This window comes from Vibrio sp. 10N.261.55.A7 (genome assembly GCF_002877365.1).
GTDB lineage: Bacteria > Pseudomonadota > Gammaproteobacteria > Enterobacterales > Vibrionaceae > Vibrio.
Genome location: NZ_MCWZ01000286.1, coordinates 17,244 through 36,190, shown reverse-complemented (window position 1 = coordinate 36,190; position 18,947 = coordinate 17,244). Strand labels below are relative to the sequence as shown.

The following is an 18,947-nucleotide window of genomic DNA, read 5'->3' as shown; positions in this document are numbered from 1 at the left end:
AACTAGCCGTTGTTTTTGCACTTTGCCAAAGCTAGATTGAAGCTGTTAAGAAACCCTTTGTATTGACCAAGAAATCGATTTGAAAAGTAAACCCCCATTTCTTTAGTTTCAACAAGCTCTGATTTAAAATAATCAGCAGGCAGAAGCGCGTGCTCAATTTCAGTGTCAAAAACCAATTGGTCTTCTAATGCGATGTCTATCTCGTGATTTTTTAGTAGCTTTAATAATACTTTAGCATCGCGGGGCTGCTTTACGACGTTATATCCGTTCCGTTTTAACCAAAACCATTTGTTAGAGCCAAATTTTGCTGAGAATTTAAGGCTTAGTTTAGATAACTCATCAATTTTTGCTGGTACACCGGGGCCAAAGTACCAGTATAGATTTTGCTCTGCGATAGGATCAGACAGTGTGGCATACTCGTTGCGCTCTTGTGTATTGGTTGCGACAAAAAAACCGTGCTGAGTTCCGCTATGGACTTTAAGTTGAGCTTCAGACCAGGAAGTCATCGTGATTCTATAAGGCTGGCTCATTTTCCCCAAGGTACATTTGACAATGTCGAGCGCTAGGCCTTGCATCTGACCATTTTTATACTCTTGATAGGGTGACCAGTCTTGTGTTGTCAATAACAGTCGCGAAGGGCCATAAATATTTGACGCAGTATTATTTGCACTCACATGGCTTACCCCTAATATAAATAAGGACAAGCCCTGTGCAAATTTCCTGCGCCAATTAAATCTAGTTACCATCAGTGTTATTCCCTATAAGTTCAGATATTTTCAACACCGATACCGGAGGGTAATAGTTTAAGTGTTTTGCTGCGTCAATATTAACAATATAAGAGTACTGACTTAACGACTCAATAGGAATATTATTGATATTAATGTTTGAATTGAGAACTTGTTCCGCTTTATAAGCCGCGAATTGTCCAACATTATAGTATCGACTAACAATACCGATTAAGGCTTGACCATTTCTTATTGGCGCTTCTGTCGATGAAAAAGTTGCGATTCCTTCATTATGCATGGATCTAACAATCGCTTTAGAAGATGAAATAACAAAGGAGTCAGGTGGCAAATAGGCAAGGTCGATTCCATCGCTGAGCATATTTGACACAATATTATCGATAGAGTTTATATCCGGCCGACCTTGTTCGATAGAGAATGGATATAAAACAATGTCCTTATTAAAATAATCAGAGAGTGCCGATATTTTTTTGGCTGTTACAACGGAGTTATTCTCAAGAGGGTTATATAGGATGCCAATTGAATCAATATTGGCAAGCTTGCTGATTGATTTTAGCTGAACGTGGTGAGGGACAATATGACTCACGCCGGTAAAGTTTCTTTTATCAGACTGGTTAGAGATTATTTTTGAACCAACAGGGTCGCTTACAATACTAAAAACGACGGGGATATTACTATAACGAAACTCGGTGGGCTCATCGACAGTGCCGAGCAGTGTTCTTGTAATGGTTGTTCCAAATGTATAAACCAGATCAACGTCCATACTCTCTAGCGAATGGATGTTTTTATAGAGCTGTTCCTTATCTCTTTCGGCATCCAAAATTGTAAAGTCAACGTCGATTCTCTTCGAAAGGTATTCCATAAAGCCTTTCTCTGCGTCTGTGACACCACGCCATAAAAGCATTACTACGTGCTTATTTTCAGCCGAGAAAGCTTGGCTTGACGTTGTCAATGTCATGAGCAGAAGAATAAAGGTGAGAACCTTGTTCATCGAGTCACCTCCAATTGCTGTTTGTCATTTTTAACGAAAAGGCTATATAAGGCCATAAGAACAACTGAGCTGCATAAGAGCGTTACGCCAAATATGAGAATGGTGGTTTCAAAGCCAAATAGACTGAGTAGAAAACCTGCCAGAATAGGCCCTGCGACATTGCCAATTCGTTCTATAAGACGGAATATGCCGATTGTTTTGCCTTTATCTAATCCTTGGTCACGGAGCAATTCGATAACTAAAGGGATTTGCGGTGATACACAAATGCCATGGGCAACACCAATGATAATGACGATCATTAATAGACCGTAAGTTCCGGGTAGAATCAAGATGTTGATTAATGCAATGGCTGAGAGTAAACCGCCACAGACGATAAACACCAGTTTGTTTTTATACTTGTCAACTAACGCTGCACTTAAAGGTGAAATGATGATGAGTGACAATCCGTAAGTCATCATGATGCGACCTGACATTGAGCTGCTTTCACCTAGGTATTGAAGGTAAACAGGGCAAATGTAGTAAAGGAACCCAGTTAACACAATTTTGGCTGGGATGGCGCTAAGCACACAAATTAGAGCGAAGTACTTATTGGTTAGCAAAATCTTGAAGTCGGAAAGTTGTACAGGCTTGCTTGAATTTTGAGATTGGCTTTGAGCAAAAAACAGCATAACCAAAAGCGCACTTAATAACGCCAAAATAGCGGCAGATAGGAAGGTGGTGGAATATCCCAATTTATCGGCCATGATTCCGCCTATGGCGGCCCCGCAAAGAGAACCAGAGAAAAATGCAGATAAAAAGGTCGCCATACCTTTTGTGCGATTTCCATCATTGGTCGTATCGGTGACATAACCTTGCGCAGAAATGAATACGATACCGTAACCAACCGCTGTAACAGCTCGCGCTATGAGTAACGTGAGCATGTTGGGAACAAAAGCCGTTAATGTCAGGCCTATAGCAGTCAGGCAAGCGCCTGCAATGAGTGATTTGCGCCTACCTACTTTATCTGACCAATACCCTGCAAAAGGGAGCGATATCGCCCAGCACAGCATAAATAGAGAAATTGGTATGCTTGTTTCCAAGCTTTTTGGTATCCAAGTTAGGTTGTTAGGTAAGCTTGCAACGAAATTCGGAAAAAAGGCGAGCGAAGATGCTTCTGCAAATACGAGCAAAAAGAGAGGTAATCGAATAAAGCGATAATCGAGCGCAGAGAGTTGTTTAGTCGGTTGCGTAGGGTTTAACTGCGACACCTTGATATTTACTTTTTTAAGAAGTCCCCCAATTTCATCCTTTGATAAAATGGCTGCTAGATGATTAACAATGTCTCTATTCACAGCCATAAAAACTTGTTTTAGCTGATGCCATGGTGCAAGTATCAAGAAGTGACAGGTAAAAAGAACGATTTCTATAACGACTAAGCAAGATGCGATTAAAACCGTCACCATGTCCATAAAGCTTTCTTTGATCAGGTTTAGGATAATATTATCATTAGTGCTTATTTCTAATTGAATATTGCTTTCATCAGGTAATGCCAATACATGTGTTCTACCATTTGAGTTAGAGTGAGTAGGGTACTGATATAGCTCTTCTCTACCACTGAACAGCGCTATGTGTAATATTTCATCGTGAGTCTGGGTATAATTAGAAAACTCTTCTTCTAGACCATTCAGTTTATCGATTGGAACGCCATTTTCTATCAGGCGATGAATGACACTCGATAAAGTATCCCCGATAAGGTTAGATTTCTGCTCTAGCTTACTCTCATAAACAGATGAGAAGGCATTCATTGATTGATAAGAAAGTCCAACATTCGCAATAAAGGTTAGACTGACTGCGATTCCAATGATGACGAGTGGAAAATGCTTAGACGTCCATTGCATCCATTTGGAACGGTCTGAACTTGCATTGATGATTTGGTGGGCTTTCGTAATCTGCTTGAGAGTTTCTTCCTTAGAGGCTTCTTCCTCTGTCAAAAGTTGACTTGCTTGATCAATTTTCTTGAGGAAAATATCTAACAGGTGACGAATAGCAATGAAGCCAATGCCTAATGTGATGGATAGCCAAAAAACAGCAATGAGGATCTGTTTACTGAGAAGTGATTGCTTAGTTTGGTTGAGCGGCGCTGTCGCATAATGGAGTTCTAACTTTCCTTCTTTCACATCAAACGTATTGTATAGATCAACACTGAGTTTTCGCTCAGGTTGATTGGTTGTTTCTCCCGTTGAAAACAAGACATCGCCTACGTCTGAACGAACTGCGATGTAAGTGATTCCTTCAACGAGTTGAATTCGTCTTTCCAAAATAGCTTGAATATTACTGATGGATGCCAAGCTTAACCCAAGACTAACCGCTTGATTAATGTCACTATGTGTTTCCTCAACGACTATTTGGTACGTGGAATCAGAAGTTTCATTGAGCCTTTTTTCAAAGTTTAAGTAGTTCAAGGTTGTGTTAAGGGCGATGGAAAAGAGCAATACGGCTGTAATAGCAAGTATCAACTTCACTTTCAGCGTCAATTCTATGTATTGCGTATGTCTATTATCCATCGCCATTATACCTACTGCCTAATTCTAACTAATTGCTAACGAGAAACCTTCTGGTGAGGTGCTACCTGTAACACTCACTGCAGAAATAGGCTCGTTTTTGCTTAAACGTGAAATACACTCTTCCGCCAATTTAGGCATGAGCGATCGATTAATGATTTGCTCAACGGCTCGTCCACCCGTTGTTGGATCACTATTGCGATTAACAACGAATTCAATGAAGCTTTCATCCCATTTAAAGGTGGCTTGGTACTGTTCTGCTAGTTTCTTTTTGATTCGATTTAGCGAAATTTCTGTGATTTTTGCTAGCTCTTCATCGTTGAGTGGGTAATACGGGACGATCGTTGTTCGGCCTAAAAATGCAGGTTTGAAGTATTGTTGCAGATCTGGGCGGATTGACTCTAAAAGCTCAGTGTTATCGATTCGACCTTCAGATTGTTCACAGACGTCACAAATGGCTTGGTCTGCAGCATTGGAAGTCATGATGATAATGGTGTTTTTAAAATCAATTGAACGCCCCTCACTGTCTTTGATACTGCCTTTGTCAAAGATTTGATAGAACATATCGTGAACACCAGGGTGCGCTTTCTCCATCTCGTCCAAAAGAAGGACGGAATATGGGTTTCGACGAATCGCTTCGGTTAATACGCCACCTTCACCAAACCCGACGTAACCAGCTGGTGAACCAAGAAGCATAGAAATCTTATGTTCCTCTTTGAATTCCGTCATGTTGATAACGGTTAAATCATTGCTTCCTCCGTAAAGTTGCTCCGCAAGGGCCATCGCCGTTTCAGTCTTACCCACACCACTTGGGCCACACATGAGGAAAACACCGATGGGTTTGCGATTATCTGTCAGGCCAGCACGTGATATGCGAATTGCCTTGGCCAACTCTTGTTTTGCAACATTCTGACCGATGACTCGCTTGTCTAGCTCACTCTCAAGGGTCAAGAGCTTGGCGATTTCATCACTCATCATGTTACCGACAGGGATACCCGTCCAGTTAGCAATAATCTGGGCAATGGTGTTGTCATCAACCATTGCGTTTACAAGTGGTTCTTCACCTTGAAGTTCTCCTAATTGGTCAAGTAGAGAAGTCAGCGCTGCTTGTTTGCCTGTCTCTACTTCGCCATTTTCTTGTTGTTCAGTGATCTCTTGCTGAACAAGTTTAACTTGATCAACTAGCTCAACTTCTTTTTCCCAACGCTCGTTATAAGCGGCGAGGCTAGTCTCGTTTTCAGCGATCAGTTTAGTGAGTTCAATTATCGCTTCTTCGCTGTGACCAAAGAGCGCTTGCTCTTTCTCGAGCGCCGCTTTCTCATTGGACTGATACTTAATCGTTTGTTCAAGGCTTTCGATGACCTCTGGTTTTGCTCCTTGAGTTAAAGCAATTCGAGCACTGGCAGTATCGAGAAGACTGATCGCTTTGTCAGGAAGTTGGCGGCTTGGAAGGTAACGAATGGAAAGATTTACCGAGGCTTCAATTGCCGATTCAGCAATGAATGCCCCATGGTGGCTTTGTAAAGAAGCCGCAACGCCACGCAGCATCTGCATAGCATCTTCTGCGCTCGGCTCTTCTATAGTCACAACTTGGAAACGGCGCGTTAGGGCTGGATCTTTTTCAAAGTACTTTTTGTATTCTGCCCATGTTGTCGCGGCAATTGTTTTGAACTCTCCGCGAGCAAGTGCCGGTTTCAGTAGATTGGCAGCATCATTTTGGCCCGCTGCGCCACCTGCACCAATGAGCGTGTGCGCTTCATCAATGAAAACAATAATAGGCACTTCTGAATTTTTAACTTCATTGATGACATCTTTTAAACGATTTTCGAATTCGCCTTTTACACTAGCCCCTGCTTGAAGTAGACCGAGATCAAGAGAATGAATTTGCACACCTTGAAGCGCCATTGGTACTTCATCGGCGGCGATTCTTAGGGCAAGCCCCTCAACAACGGCGGTTTTACCCACGCCAGGTTCACCCACCATAATTGGATTGTTTTGGCGTTTTCGACAAAGAATATCAACCGCTTTTCGAACTTCAGAATTTCGTCCTGATATAGGGTCAATTTTTCCATCAATAGCTTGTTGAGTGAGGTTAATGGTGTACTTACTTAGCGCGTCATTACCCGATGGTGTCGTGTCTACGCCATTAGAGGAACCGGCGGAGCCTGACGCAGCGCGAGCGATCGCTGTCTTTCTTATGAGTCCTTGAAGAGATTCAATGGATAGCGCGTCGAGCGATTTTAGTTCAAGTGTTTTCACACCCATCACGTTTTGTTGTAAGAGCGCTTGAATTAAATGCAGGCTCACGATTTCACCGTGTCCATAGTTCACAGACGCAATCATCCAGGCATCTTTTACAAGCTCAGTTAGAGCGTGACTTAATGTCGGTTGGCCCTCACTGCCTTTCGTCAGAAGGGTGATTTTCATGGTCAACTCTTTTACTAGCTCTTCTTGTGGAAGTTTTTGAGAATCAAACAGATTAGTTAAATTACTATCTTTTTGAGATAACAATTGAAGTAACCAGTGCTCAACTTCAATGGCTGGTACTCCTTGATTCATAGCTGCACCAGCCGATGTTTCTAAGGCTTGCTTAAGCGGCGTAGAGAGCTTTCCTACGAGATTGGTTAAGGTCACTTGTGTCATACTTTCTTCCTTGTATCGAATGCTAACGATCGACTAACTGTCAAGCAATATGTTAACGATATCAGCAGGTTTACGTTCGGGAGCTAGGCAGCTTGCTTCCCCTAGTCGAGCTGAATTTTTATAGTTACTGGATAGAACAGGTTGAGATAGATAGGCCCGTTTTAGCCTCATATAGATTGAAATGGGCGTGTTGTCTCTTAGGTAATGTTGAGTGAGTTCACGAACTTGTTGTGCGAGTTTGTCATCATTGGTCACTTGATGATATTCACTGCGGTTTTCCAACACGATGAATATATCGATGCGATTGAATTGCACGCTGCACGTATTGCCAATCAAAAAGCCCTGACCTAACTGACTATTAAACTCTGCTGATAAGCCTAATCGGGTAAGCGAGTCTTGAGGTAGCTTTTGACGAGCGCTATGTCTTGTTTCTACAGCAAACGTGAATGGGAAATAATCAGTCAGGATCTGCTTAAGCGTTGGTAGATGACGACTATGCTGGTTAAACAAAGTGCTGTATTGGAAATACGCTTGATGAGAAGACTTCAAATTAGAAATCTGGAACAGTAACTCGGAACGTTTCTGAGAAACTTCCTTATCGAAAAGTTGCGAGCGCTTCATCGTAACGTGGTACAGAATCTCGTAGTGACGTTGATTAAATACGTCTAAAAAGTCTTTTAGTGCGTGATCTTCTCTGTGCAGCGCTGACAATAACTCTTCATACAAATAATTGGGTATGACGCCTTGAACACCAGCAAGAGCAGGTTTTGTTAAACGCAGTTTAGCGACGTTGTTCTTCAAAGAAAAATATTGAATCTCATTGGCATCGCCCGCAGGCATAGCTTCAGCTTTCAAATCTAAACGTATTTTACGAGGGTGCGCAGCGATAAAAGCGGATAATTGCCTCATCGCTTGCGAGAATTCCCACTCGTTAGGGTTTTGGGTGAGATCACTGAGTAAACTCATTTGTCTCCCACCGCTATTATCTTGTTTTTACGAGCAGTTCGAGTACAGGAAAGTCGGTTCGCTAGAGGCATAGTTGACTCCCGTGAACCTTAGGGTAGCGTTTAGCAATGCCGTCACGACCGAAAACCCGTATGTTGAGTTGTATGTAACGGTCAAAGCTACAGAACTGTTGGAAAAATCGGTTCAACACATCACTGAATACATGGAAAGGCGCATTTGTATCGAGTTCGATGTCTATTTCAGTTCCTGGCGAAAAAGTATTCTTACCAAGAATACGAATCGCAGCTACTTGAGAATTAAAGGAAACTGTACGAACGGTTTGAATATCACTATCAGATACTTGATTTCTACAACACAGTTTGAGCATTTGCTTCAGTGACTCGTTTGCTTCGTTTGAGTGTAGCAAAGAAGAAAAGTTACTGTTTAGCATGCCAATAAATTGCCAGTGTAGGTTCTGATCATGTTCACGAATAATCGGTGCGGAAGGGGGGTATATAGGGGAAAAATCGCCGGGTAAATCGATACTTTCCTTACATTCCATAACGCCTTCAATACCACAAGCTAATTTACCATTCGTACAGGTGAGCCTTGTACCGAATAGTTTATTAAAATCAGATCGTGAAGCATCGCCCAATGAAACCATTAATTTGTATTCACCAAACGCATCGCGAGTCGCTTGCCAATAGTCTTGTTGGCTGTCCGTGTTGTAACGATTTTTAAAAAGAGGCAAAAGGGGCAGTTCCCCTTTTGATGTAATCTCGTATATCTCTTTTATTTCATAGATTTCAGTTGAGTTGTTAAAGTGCGCACTGGTGTTTACGGGAGCGGTCAGTGTTCGTTGGTCGTATCGAATTGGCTCACCCGTTTCTTCGAAAAGATTGATTGCTGGCACGACATTGAGCTGAAAAACCGATAAATCAAACAAGCGCACAAACTCTGAAGGCAGTGATGCTAAGAAAAGGTTGACGACAATCTCTGACGAAGCGTGATTTTTAATACTTTGGCCAAAGCCTTTTAATCGGAAAAACTGTCTTTTTTCCTTAAAAAAGAAGTACTCGCTCATCAGTTGGTAACCCGAAAACTGATTGCCATGCTGTGGTAAGAAAGTCAGTGATAAGTCACTAATGCGGTTTTTTAAATTGTTAGCATTCAGTGTTGAATGGTGCTCACAATCGATGTCAGAAATGGAAATTGAGCGAGTTTGGCTCAACAATAACTCGACCAATGAATCAGCATTGTTCTGAAAGCCTTGCACAAAGAAATCGAGATCATCTAAGCCCAAATGTCTAAAGTGAACATCGGGATCACCCGTGGACAGTGTGATTTGAATAACCGCCGAGGATTGGTCTGCGCCTTTAGGTCGATTGAAGTTGAACGGGGCACTTAAGGCACTGATATTAGTAATACTAAAAGGTGTGATATCCAACTTGTCGACGGTTTGAAACAAGCATTCTTGATCACCTACGCTGGCCGAGAACTGAGAGCCTTTCGGTAGTGATGCGCTTTCGATAGGTCCTTCAATGTCTTCTAGTTTCAGGTAAGCAACACTCGGTATTGTTTGAACATAAGATGGAAAAAGAATGGATAGGAGGCCTTCGACAACTTCAGGTAATTGTTCTGACAGCTGTTTTTCAACGGTAGCATTGAGTAGTGCCACACCATCTAAGAGGCGAGCCATACTGGGATCTTCAATTTTCCCTTGGTGAATATTGAGGTTCTCTGCGTGATTTGGATGTTTATCACCAAATTGGCCAAGTGACCGGCGTACAAAAGCGAGTTCTTGTTCAAAATACCGTAGTAATGGGTCACTCATAGCTGTCCTCACTTAGCGAGGTGGCCAAATCATTGAGTGCAATCTTTGAATCAAACACTAATTCAGTCTCTCCCTGGGTCGTTGTTATTTTTGCAGCAATGTGGAAGGCTAAGGCATTTTCATTCGTTCTTCTTTCAACTAACTCCACTGAAATATTATGCAGTCTAGGTTCAAAATGTTGCACCCAAGTTTCTATACGCATAGCGAGTTGGGTTTGGTCTAAACTGGCGCTAAGCAACTGAATATCTTCGATGCCAAACCTGTGATTTGAGCAGTTCAATTCGACAAAGCGATCGTCGATATCGATGAGTGATGCTTCAGACTCGAACAACTTGGTTAAATGAAATTTGATGTCTTCAATCTCGCTATAGACACTATTCTCTGAGGGATTAATAAAGGTGTTCCAAAGGCTCATTAAGCGACCTCAGCTAAATCGGTTGTGAGTATCACTTCACCACTAAAGTGGTCATATTGGTACTGCGGCACGATACGCAGAGTGCAGCTATAGTGGCCCTTGTGAGTTTGAGACTCATTGATCTGAATCTTGGCAAAGCTCAATGGATATTTTGCTAACGTATCTTCATTCGCAAACGCAACGTTGCTCGAAAATTTTTCAATCCACTGTGTTAGAAACACTTCACACTCAGCAGCAGTACTGAAGTTTCCTATCATTTCTCTTACCTGTACTTTCAAATAATGAGCAATTCGACATGACATCAAAGTCGTTTGAATCTGGGTTAAAACTTTATCGTTGTCGTTGTCATTATGTTTCCAAATGGAGTTGTTTCCATTGAAATAAAACTTATCAGAGAGCGGGCTTTTGGTTAATGGAATAAAGCCTTGTTGCGCATAGAACGAAGAAATCTGTCCAAATAGCATCACACTAGTGATGGGGTTGCTCAAATATCGGCTAATCTCGGAAAGTGATGGCGTGTTAACGATCGAGCCCTGGTATTTATCATTCCATCGAGACTTAAGGAAGCCAAACCAATTCACACGGTGATGTTCTTTCATTATTGTGGCAGCGAATGCGAATACTGCATTACCCCAAAGTCCATTACCAGATTCGTTATAGATGAAACCAGCCTGACAATTACTGTAGCGATTTCGCAATCGAATAGAAGGCATAGCCAGCCCGATAAAACGAGCGCACGGTTTACCTTTCAATTGCTGCCAAGTCAGGTAGTCAGGGCCTAAGAGGATTTTCTCTATTCGATCGATGTCTGATAACCAATCTGCACCGGAGTTTACAAAAAAGTCCTCTTCAGGTGCGAGTAACACAGGGCACAGTGTTGATTCCCCCAGTTTACCAAGAAGCTCTAGAGTGAAGAGATCATCAAAATCGGTATCTAAATCAATGTCCATGCTAATGCGATGAGTAAAGAGTAATGAACCGAAAGGGTGCCCACCCAGTGTGTTGAGTTCCTGATTACCCACTAAATTGTAAAGGTGGCTGCTTTTCGTGCTATAGGCTTGATTAACATCAGCTGAGATCTCTTTCCAATTTAAATCTAATAAACGAACTCTGGTCCGTTGCTTATTTACCGGCAGGTTGACTAATCCTTCTATACCAAGCCAATTCCCATGCATCCGTTCAAACTCTTTATCATGTAAAATATGATTCAGTTGATGAGATAGCTGATCATCAATGTTTGCGATTAAGCGAGTGATTGAAGTAATTAGGCTTGAGGGGCTTGCTAGAATACTTTCATCCAACTCAGAGAGTAAAGACAACGCTTTTTCGACAAAGGCGTTGTCTTTAGTATCTAAATCATTAAAGGTGTTCTGCCAATCTGTATTTAACTGCATACGAATAAGTGGCCGAATTACTTCGGCCACTTCCTTAGATTAACCTGGGATTTTAGCAACCATACGTACCGAGGTTGTTAGCTCTTCAAGCTGTAACCAAGGTCGCAGGTGAGCAACAGCTGAGTAAGAACCAGGACGTCCTGGTTGCTCAACCACTTCAATACGAGATTCGCATAACGGCGTTTTACCGCGCTGTTCGTTACCAATTGCACCAGAGTTGGTGTATTGATCTATCCAAAGCTGAAGCTCTCTTTGGATATCAGGCGCTTCTAAGTTTGAACCTAGCTTGTCTCGGCCCATGATTTTTAAGTAATGAGCGATTCTGCTACTTGCCATGATGTATGGTAAGCGCGCTGAAATTGCTGCATTTGCTGTTGCATCAGGGTCAGTGAACGTCTTCGGTTTCTGCGTTGTCTGTCCGCCAATGAAGACACCGTAGTTAGAGTTCTTGTAGTGGACTAGTGGAAGGAACCCTAAGTCACTGAGCTCTTTTTCACGTTCATCCGTTAGGTTTACTTCAGTTGGACATTGCTGAAGAATGTCGCCCGCTTCAGATTTGTAGGTTAGGTTTGGAAGGTCTTCTACCTTACCGCCATTATCTAGACCACGGATTGATGTACACCAACCGGTTGCAGTGTAAGCTTGAGTCATTTTTAGACCGAGTTCGTACGCTGCGTTAGACCAAACTAATTGGTCATTTCCGGTTGGTTTTGGGTTTCCATCCATGTCTGTATCAAGTTCTTCATACTCAAAAATGTCAGTGCCTAGCCCTTTACCACCATATGGCAATCTAGCAAGAGTTCTAGGTAAAGTTAGTGTGACATAACGAGCATCATCACTCTCTCTGAATGAGTTCCAAGCGGCGTAGGCTGGTGAGTCAAAACCAGCGGCAACTGGTTTGCCTTCACTAAAGGTTGTGAAGTCGTTGAACTCGAACATCTCTGCATTTGTGGAAGCGATAAACGGTGCGTGACAGGCTGCAGCGACTTCACCCATGTAGCGAAGTAACGCGACGTCTTCATCTTTAGCGCTAAACTCGTAGTCGCCAATGAAGGTGCCATAAGGTTCACCACCTGCTGTGCCATATTCACCTTGGTAAACGGCATTAAACAGAGGGCTACGATCAATGGCAGGTGCATCTTCAAATTGCTCAAGAAGTTCTTCTTGTGTGAAATCAACCATCTTTATTTTAAGGTCTCTTCCAAGTTCACTTTCTTTCACAAGTTTTTGTACGCCCCTCCAAGAACCTTCAAGTTTTTGGAATTCATCTTTTTGCATGACGGCCGATAGTTGCTTTGATAGTTTCTTATCGATCTCAGAAATCGCATTTTCGATGGTTTTAGTGACGTTTTTGTCCCACGTAACCGTTCCTGACAGGGCTTGTTCGGCCAAGACAGAAAAAAGCTCTTTTGTCGTGTCAGCAGGGGTTTGTGTTGTTGCTTCAATTGCTCTATCTAGAAAACTCAGTGAGCCTTCCGCTGCTTCGGGTTGCGCTTGATTCTCAGTTTCTGTACTCATTATTCTGCTCCCTCGCTGTCAAGGCCAAGTTCACCGGATAAAGCATTGATGGTGTCAGCGCTTTGAAGAACCTCTTTAAGTAATTTTTCTAGATCTCGAGAGCGGTCAGCTTTAGATAGCAGTACCTTTAACTGATTTCGTGTCTCTACAAGTTTCTTAAGAGGCTCTACTTGGTCAATGATGGCTTCAGGTTCAAAATCCTTCATTGATCCAAATTTTAAATCTGCTGAGAATTCGCTATCGTCATCGGACAAAACATTTTCGACTTTTAATGAAAGCTCAGGACCGACGCGTTTCATTACGTTGTCGAAATTGTCTTTATCAACATTGTAAAACTCTCGATCTTCTATATCAGATTTATCTTGTTTGTGACCAGAATAGTCTCCGATCACACCGACAACAAAAGGAAGTTCTTTTGTTTCAACTGCGCCATTTGTTTCAACATCGTAAGTGATACTTACTCGGTTTTTACTGACGCGTTTATGCTGTGAATTTAATGCCACGATAGCGCTCCTTAATTATTAGGCTGCAGTAGAAGTAACTTTAGCTTGAGTGGCATCGAAGCCGACCTCAGGGCCTTTATCAATCTTGCCGCCTTCGCCTTCAATGTAGTAAGCCTTAGAAATTTGCGTGTAAGTTAAGCTGAAGGACTCATTTGGAAGTGAACCATCTGTCGCAGACATGTTGTAGCTAGACATACGCGCAGCACTTAATGTCACAATTAAGTAAGGATCAGCACCAGAACCTTCACGGTTTGGCTTAGTCATAATTACTTCAATAGTTTTGCCTTCACCACCTGGTGCATAAAGGAAAGTTGTTAGGAATGGGCTAGCGCCATCACAAACACGGTTGATGTTGACTTCACCAAGAGCAACCATCCCTTTATCTGCGTTGTTTGCGTTACCTACATCGATGCCTACGCCGCGTACTGCGCTCCAAGAGAGGCTATCGATAGCAAAAAAGCCATCTTTTCCACCAATTTTGTCTACAGTTGCTGCACCTTTAGGGCTTGTACCATCGATTCTCATGAAAATTGACGCCATTATTCTCTCCTTTGCGTTATCGCATTTTGATTACCACTCAAACGCAGTGACGCTGCCACTGGCTTGAGAGGGTTGTGTTTCAGTATTGGTTTGTGTATTTGCGGGTGTTGTATTGTTAGAAGCAGAATCTGGTGATGCTGTAGCGGTAGCACTATTTAGATTATTGCTATCTGACGAAGCTTTTATTGTTGTAAAGCTTGTATTTGGTTTCGTATGAACTTGAACAGAGCCTAGTTCGGTCTGCTCTAAATTGTCCATGCCGGTTAATTGGTTGATGTGTTGAAGCATTTGAGTATCTTTTCCGACCATCTCCTCTAGGAGCTCCGGCAGACTCAAATATCCCCAACGTATCGCACGCTCCAGCAAAAATGATATTGGGCTATGTGGCTCAGCTTGCTTAAAGTAATCTGAAATCTTTCTTAGCTCCTGGAAAGCCTGATCTCTACCCGATATCTCTTGAGTTAACAGTGCAGAGCTATTTTGTGTTGGATTGACCACAGGAGTAGAACTACTCGTCGACGGGTGTTGAACTGGCGCCGAGAAATCGTTCTGAGTTTGTGCTTGTGTAGATGGGCCAGCATTATTGCTATCTAGCTCTGGGGCAGAAGCTTCGTCTGGCGCTGCAGTTGCATAGTTAGAGTCAAGTGGCCATGTGGCAAATTTTTCGCCAACTAGAAACTTAATGGCGTTGACAAAATCTTCGATATTTCCTTTAACAAACTTAAAACTGACCGGTGATACAGAGATCTTTTGGCACTGTTCCACGATCAATTTCTCAGCTGTAGAGAAATGTTGATAAGCCATTGAAAGTTGGTTTAGTGTCTCATGCACTTCACTTGAAAATTGACTTAAAGCGTTCTGTTTTACTTCGGCTAAAGCGCCATTTCTTTCTGCAATTAAATAGTCAGAGAAAGTGATTTCCCCGACAAGAGGTAACATTTGCAAAGGCATAAATATCGCGGTTGAGTCTGGGCTTTCACCGACAAGTTGTAGCAGCGGCTTTAAACGAAATTCAGCCACTTCCTGCTCAATCGCTTTTTCGTCTGAACCTTTACGCTTTGCTTCAGGCAATAATGGATTTAAGTTAGCCCAGTAACTTTCAACCAGTTGACTTAGTACCTCTATGGAAAGTGAAAAATTAGAAAAAGGTTCTCGTGAAAATAGCTGGCTTGTAATGTACCAACCTAAAATTTCAAGATCTTTCGTTTGCGTTTCTAGCGCTTTTTGAGTTTCGTTTCTCAACTCTTCCCAATGCCCATGGTTGAGTTCTTGTAATTCGAGATTATTGGAAGCATCGGGAGTTTCTATAAGCTGCCTAAAAGACGACTGAGCGGAGTTGTAGGCATTTCGTAATCCACGATATGCACTTCTATCCAATTTAAGATATGTACCACAGGGCTTGTCATCTGAAATGGGCGTCAACAAGCTATTTACATCAACCATATGCATTCCATTGCTAATTTTTCTAAAGATAAATAAGACTTAGTTTCTACAGTGTTAATAAATGTAACAGTTTATTAACATCGCTAAGTCTAGGTTTAATTTTTTGAAACTTCTATAAAAAATAGACTTTTAATGAGATTTTTGAACGGTACTCAATAAATAGACGAAAAACCATACAGCTCTCCATATCTGCTTAGTGAATAAGTCTCTATCCACCTATAAGAACCGTGGGCATTCCAAGAACAATGCTCCCACCATGTGCGGTGGTATCTCCCATGCGAGCAGCGGGCTTGTTCATAATAAGAACCGTGGCGCTGCCTTTTACGATAGAATCTGGAGGGCCAACACAAACACACATATCACCCATTGTAGCGGCAGGCATGCTTCCAATGAGTACTGTAGGTACACCAGGACCGATAATTGGTCCCCCAACGTGTGGAATAGGTGGGAGAGCAGGGGTTTGCATTGGGCATACGTGCATGTCGGTTAGTCTGGCTGCTAAAGTCATTGTTAGGAACTCCCTTTGGCAATACTGACTGCAGATTCAATAGCGTGCTTATAATATGTTGCTGTGTGAGACCACTCAGGCAGAGCTGCGGCATGATTAACAGCACCTGCGACGGCCTTTGAGTAAAGCAAACTGTCTGGCATTACCTGTGGTAAATCTGGCGCAACAATACTTCCAGAGCCATTCCAGAAAACGGCTTGGGCCAACCAGGAAGGACCACAACTCACATTCAGCCGAGTCGCAAACAATTCCGCTTTGCGGCGCAGTTCTTCTGATGGAGACTGTGCCCACTGCTTAGCGGTTTCAATGCATTGTTTCTGGCTAGAACTCCACACATCGCTTCTCTGATCTAAACAGTGTGCTGCCCACCAGATAGCTTCACGAACGGGTAGGGCATGAGCAAAAAATTGGCATAAATCGAAATAGTGGGACTCATTGGATAGAGCTTCAATGGTGTCCGTGATAGAAGTATCTTCTGTCAACAGTGAGAGCGTCTCTTCAGAAGCCTTAAAGCGTTGTATTATTTGTAAGCCTGATTTATAAGGGATTTTTTTAAGTGTCATTAGTTCACCTTCACTATTGCGCCTTTAAGCTCACCCATTACGCCGCCATCAAACGTCGCTTTTAAGCCAGATTTAAACTCTGCACTTAACTGGCCTTCCGCACTTAGCGTGGTATCGGCACCAATGTCTACGCTTAGTCCTTTGATCGTATTAGAGCTTGTTGCTTCTAAGCTCGTTGTCAGGCCAGATATTTTGTTGGCAGATGTCGCTTTACTCGTCACGTTGACACCTTCTAACGTGAGACCACTACTCGCTTTGATATCAATATTTGTCGCTTCGATTGAGATAGCAGAAGACGACATGGAGATCTTGCTTGAGCCTACGACAAGATCGAGGGAATCACTGCCCTCCAATTTGATGGCCTTTCCTTTTTCTGACAATGTCTTTGTCACTTCCAGTGTGTAATTATCTTCGGTAGTCACGGTGATTTGTTTCGTTACCGTCTGTGCCAGTTCACCCTTAATGGTTTCCGTTTGGTTCTCTTCCACTTCACTCGTTAAATCTTTTGCGGCGTGCATGTAGATAAGCTCATTATCTTTCTTGTCATCAAAATAAAGTTCGTTTGATAAGCCTTCCAATTGCGTTCTAACGCCTGACTTTGTTGCATTCTCTTCTTTGTAAGGAGGGCTATTTTTACTGTTGTATACGCTGCCTGTAATGATGGGCTGGTCAGGGTCACCATCTATAAAAGAGATGAGAACTTCATGACCAACACGAGGAACAAACTGACTGCCATAGCCCGATCCTGCTAGCATTTGGGCCACTCGAACATAGCAACTGGTTTTATCGCCGCTGGTTTCCGTATCCCAGTGAAACTGTATCCGGACCCGACCATGATCATCTTGATTGATTTCACCGGCAGTTGAGCCCGCAACGACGGCGCTTTGTAGACCCGCGATCTTTCTCTTACTAAGTGGTTCAGGATAGTGAGGGGTGTCTTTCGCGATGAGTCTTGCTGATGAAGTGACGCCATCTTGAGAGTAGGCTGTATCAAGTGCAATAACACTGTACTCACCGAGTAGTGATTTATCGAGATGGCTATCTAATGTGAACCAGCTTCCTACTGCAAAGCTATCATGACTCGCCTGAGCCTCAACCAACTGGAAGTTCTGTTCAAGTTGTTCTAGGCGACGCTTCGCGAGATTACTTGCTAAATCTGTTTTGTCACCAAGAATGCCAAGCGGCGGGTACTGGACAGAAGTCAACTTTGTATTGTTTGCGATCGTGTGGCTCGATTTCGTGGCTTTACTGGTGACCAACTTGGTCTGGCTGTCATCATAAGCACTCAGTTCAATGCTCGCTCCATGAAAGCTAGACATTGGCTGCCATAACTCAATGAGTGGGTTGTTCCCAGATGGGGTTTCAACCATATCAAATTTGCTGACGTTTGCTTTTTCAAAGGGTGTTTGAGCGTCTTGAATGACTAAAGTATGACCTGAACTCGAGTAGGTAAAATAATAGTGGAGCCCTTCCTCGGCTAGAAGTCGACACACAAAGTCGAAATCAGACTCGTCATATTGAAGGCAATACTCCCTTTTGGCGCTAGGTAAGCTGCCATACTTAACTTCACCGCTAAAGCCCGCTTGGGAAAAAATATCAGAGACAATATCTTTTGTAGACTGGTTTTGATAAACGCGAAAATTGTGCGTGTGCTTGAGCAACCAAAACCAAGGCCTCAAGATAATATTATACGATGAGTATTGAAGCTTATCGTCCATTCCATTGTGTTGAATGTGTGTAATAACACCATTCACCGTATTGGATAGCTTTAAGCTTCCTGACTGGTTGATGTAATGGTTGACGGCAATGTTTTGACCCAACTGGCTTTCGATAGAGAAAGACTTAGAGACAAGCGTTATTTCAATTTTGAACGGCTCAGACAGTGCTTCATGGATCTTACTAGTCGTTACAACATGCTCGATGCCATTGTAGTCAATGGCAGAAATGGAACTTGCAGAAGCACTGAATTGTTCAGCCATTGGTCGTCCTTTTCCCAAACTTAATGCGCTATAGGGCGTATAAATGTGAGTGTATTATTTGTGATCATTGTTAATGATTCATTAAATACAGGCCCTTTGCAAGTGATGGTGAATTCTTGCTCTGTTTGAAAAATAAGAGATTTTTTGATTTTAGTCGCATTTTTGAACAGATCAGCAAGAGTGAGTGTATTAGAGTTTCCCTCTAGATGGTTGATGTGTAAGGGGTTGGGGTTGAAAGATCGTTTTGGTCACTGTTTTTATAATAAGCTTATAATTTATTAGAGAATTGTATGAATTTAAACTAGTCTGATCAGCTGAAAGGTTATGCTACCCATTGTATAAATGCAGAGTGCATAAAAATTTCTCTAACTAAAACCAAAGCCATGGA

At 42.5% G+C, this 18,947-nt stretch carries 15 protein-coding genes; all 15 read right to left on the bottom strand.

Annotated features, from left to right (window positions below; translation table 11 throughout):
• Positions 1-2 precede the first annotated feature (2 nt).
• A complete protein-coding gene (locus tag BCU12_RS14415; RefSeq protein WP_102404954.1) occupies positions 3-746 on the bottom strand; it encodes a transporter substrate-binding domain-containing protein in 744 nt (247 codons plus the stop codon).
• Positions 736-1,734, bottom strand: a complete 999-nt coding sequence (locus BCU12_RS14410) for an ABC transporter substrate binding protein (RefSeq protein WP_102404953.1) — start codon at positions 1,732-1,734, stop codon at positions 736-738. The genes BCU12_RS14415 and BCU12_RS14410 overlap by 11 nt, the downstream gene beginning before the upstream one ends.
• Entirely contained in the window at positions 1,731-4,277 is a 2,547-nt protein-coding gene (locus BCU12_RS14405; RefSeq protein WP_102404963.1) for an MFS transporter, read from the bottom strand. The genes BCU12_RS14410 and BCU12_RS14405 overlap by 4 nt, the downstream gene beginning before the upstream one ends.
• Positions 4,278-4,301: 24 nt before the next feature.
• On the bottom strand, positions 4,302-6,917 hold the full coding sequence (gene tssH, locus BCU12_RS14400) for a type VI secretion system ATPase TssH (RefSeq protein WP_102404952.1): 2,616 nt from the start codon (positions 6,915-6,917) through the stop codon (positions 4,302-4,304).
• A gap of 33 nt (positions 6,918-6,950) precedes the next feature.
• Entirely contained in the window at positions 6,951-7,883 is a 933-nt protein-coding gene (locus BCU12_RS14395) for a type VI secretion system baseplate subunit TssG (protein ID WP_102404951.1), read from the bottom strand.
• Positions 7,884-7,944: 61 nt separating this feature from the next.
• Complete coding sequence (tssF, locus tag BCU12_RS14390; protein WP_102404950.1) at positions 7,945-9,696, bottom strand: type VI secretion system baseplate subunit TssF; 1,752 nt, start codon at positions 9,694-9,696, stop codon at positions 7,945-7,947.
• Positions 9,689-10,111 (bottom strand): type VI secretion system baseplate subunit TssE, encoded by a 423-nt coding sequence (tssE, locus tag BCU12_RS14385; RefSeq protein WP_102404949.1) that lies wholly within the window; start codon positions 10,109-10,111, stop codon positions 9,689-9,691. The genes tssF and tssE overlap by 8 nt, the downstream gene beginning before the upstream one ends.
• On the bottom strand, positions 10,111-11,505 hold the full coding sequence (locus tag BCU12_RS14380; protein WP_102404948.1) for a type VI secretion system contractile sheath large subunit: 1,395 nt from the start codon (positions 11,503-11,505) through the stop codon (positions 10,111-10,113). Before BCU12_RS14380 ends, tssE begins: the two co-directional genes overlap by 1 nt.
• A gap of 39 nt (positions 11,506-11,544) precedes the next feature.
• Positions 11,545-13,023, bottom strand: coding sequence for a type VI secretion system contractile sheath large subunit (gene tssC, locus BCU12_RS14375; protein ID WP_102404947.1), 1,479 nt, complete (start codon positions 13,021-13,023; stop codon positions 11,545-11,547).
• A complete protein-coding gene (tssB, locus tag BCU12_RS14370) occupies positions 13,023-13,526 on the bottom strand; it encodes a type VI secretion system contractile sheath small subunit (protein ID WP_102404946.1) in 504 nt (167 codons plus the stop codon). Before tssB ends, tssC begins: the two co-directional genes overlap by 1 nt.
• Positions 13,527-13,544: 18 nt before the next feature.
• A complete protein-coding gene (locus BCU12_RS14365; RefSeq protein WP_102404945.1) occupies positions 13,545-14,066 on the bottom strand; it encodes a type VI secretion system tube protein Hcp in 522 nt (173 codons plus the stop codon).
• Positions 14,067-14,096: 30 nt separating this feature from the next.
• Positions 14,097-15,509, bottom strand: a complete 1,413-nt coding sequence (locus BCU12_RS14360; protein WP_102404944.1) for a type VI secretion system ImpA family N-terminal domain-containing protein — start codon at positions 15,507-15,509, stop codon at positions 14,097-14,099.
• Positions 15,510-15,717: 208 nt separating this feature from the next.
• A complete protein-coding gene (locus BCU12_RS14355; RefSeq protein ID WP_102404943.1) occupies positions 15,718-16,017 on the bottom strand; it encodes a PAAR domain-containing protein in 300 nt (99 codons plus the stop codon).
• A gap of 2 nt (positions 16,018-16,019) precedes the next feature.
• Positions 16,020-16,580 carry a hypothetical protein gene (locus BCU12_RS14350; protein WP_102404942.1) on the bottom strand — a complete coding sequence of 187 codons (561 nt, stop codon included), beginning with the start codon at positions 16,578-16,580 and terminating at the stop codon, positions 16,020-16,022.
• Positions 16,580-18,559: a type VI secretion system tip protein TssI/VgrG gene (gene tssI, locus BCU12_RS14345; RefSeq protein ID WP_102404941.1), complete on the bottom strand. Its 1,980-nt coding sequence runs from the start codon at positions 18,557-18,559 to the stop codon at positions 16,580-16,582. The genes BCU12_RS14350 and tssI overlap by 1 nt, the downstream gene beginning before the upstream one ends.
• Between the last annotated feature and the right edge of the window lie 388 nt (positions 18,560-18,947).

Excerpts from the sequence above, each read along its gene's own strand:
- BCU12_RS14415 (WP_102404954.1), bottom strand. The coding sequence starts at position 746 with ATGGTAACTAGATTTAATTGGCGCAGGAAATTTGCACAGGGCTTGTCC.
- BCU12_RS14410 (WP_102404953.1), bottom strand. The coding sequence starts at position 1,734 with ATGAACAAGGTTCTCACCTTTATTCTTCTGCTCATGACATTGACAACG.
- BCU12_RS14405 (WP_102404963.1), bottom strand. The coding sequence starts at position 4,277 with ATGGATAATAGACATACGCAATACATAGAATTGACGCTGAAAGTGAAG.
- tssH (WP_102404952.1), bottom strand. The coding sequence starts at position 6,917 with ATGACACAAGTGACCTTAACCAATCTCGTAGGAAAGCTCTCTACGCCG.
- BCU12_RS14395 (WP_102404951.1), bottom strand. The coding sequence starts at position 7,883 with ATGAGTTTACTCAGTGATCTCACCCAAAACCCTAACGAGTGGGAATTC.
- tssF (WP_102404950.1), bottom strand. The coding sequence starts at position 9,696 with ATGAGTGACCCATTACTACGGTATTTTGAACAAGAACTCGCTTTTGTA.
- tssE (WP_102404949.1), bottom strand. The coding sequence starts at position 10,111 with ATGAGCCTTTGGAACACCTTTATTAATCCCTCAGAGAATAGTGTCTAT.
- BCU12_RS14380 (WP_102404948.1), bottom strand. The coding sequence starts at position 11,505 with ATGCAGTTAAATACAGATTGGCAGAACACCTTTAATGATTTAGATACT.
- tssC (WP_102404947.1), bottom strand. The coding sequence starts at position 13,023 with ATGAGTACAGAAACTGAGAATCAAGCGCAACCCGAAGCAGCGGAAGGC.
- BCU12_RS14365 (WP_102404945.1), bottom strand. The coding sequence starts at position 14,066 with ATGGCGTCAATTTTCATGAGAATCGATGGTACAAGCCCTAAAGGTGCA.
- BCU12_RS14360 (WP_102404944.1), bottom strand. The coding sequence starts at position 15,509 with ATGGTTGATGTAAATAGCTTGTTGACGCCCATTTCAGATGACAAGCCC.
- BCU12_RS14355 (WP_102404943.1), bottom strand. The coding sequence starts at position 16,017 with ATGACTTTAGCAGCCAGACTAACCGACATGCACGTATGCCCAATGCAA.
- BCU12_RS14350 (WP_102404942.1), bottom strand. The coding sequence starts at position 16,580 with ATGACACTTAAAAAAATCCCTTATAAATCAGGCTTACAAATAATACAA.
- tssI (WP_102404941.1), bottom strand. The coding sequence starts at position 18,559 with ATGGCTGAACAATTCAGTGCTTCTGCAAGTTCCATTTCTGCCATTGAC.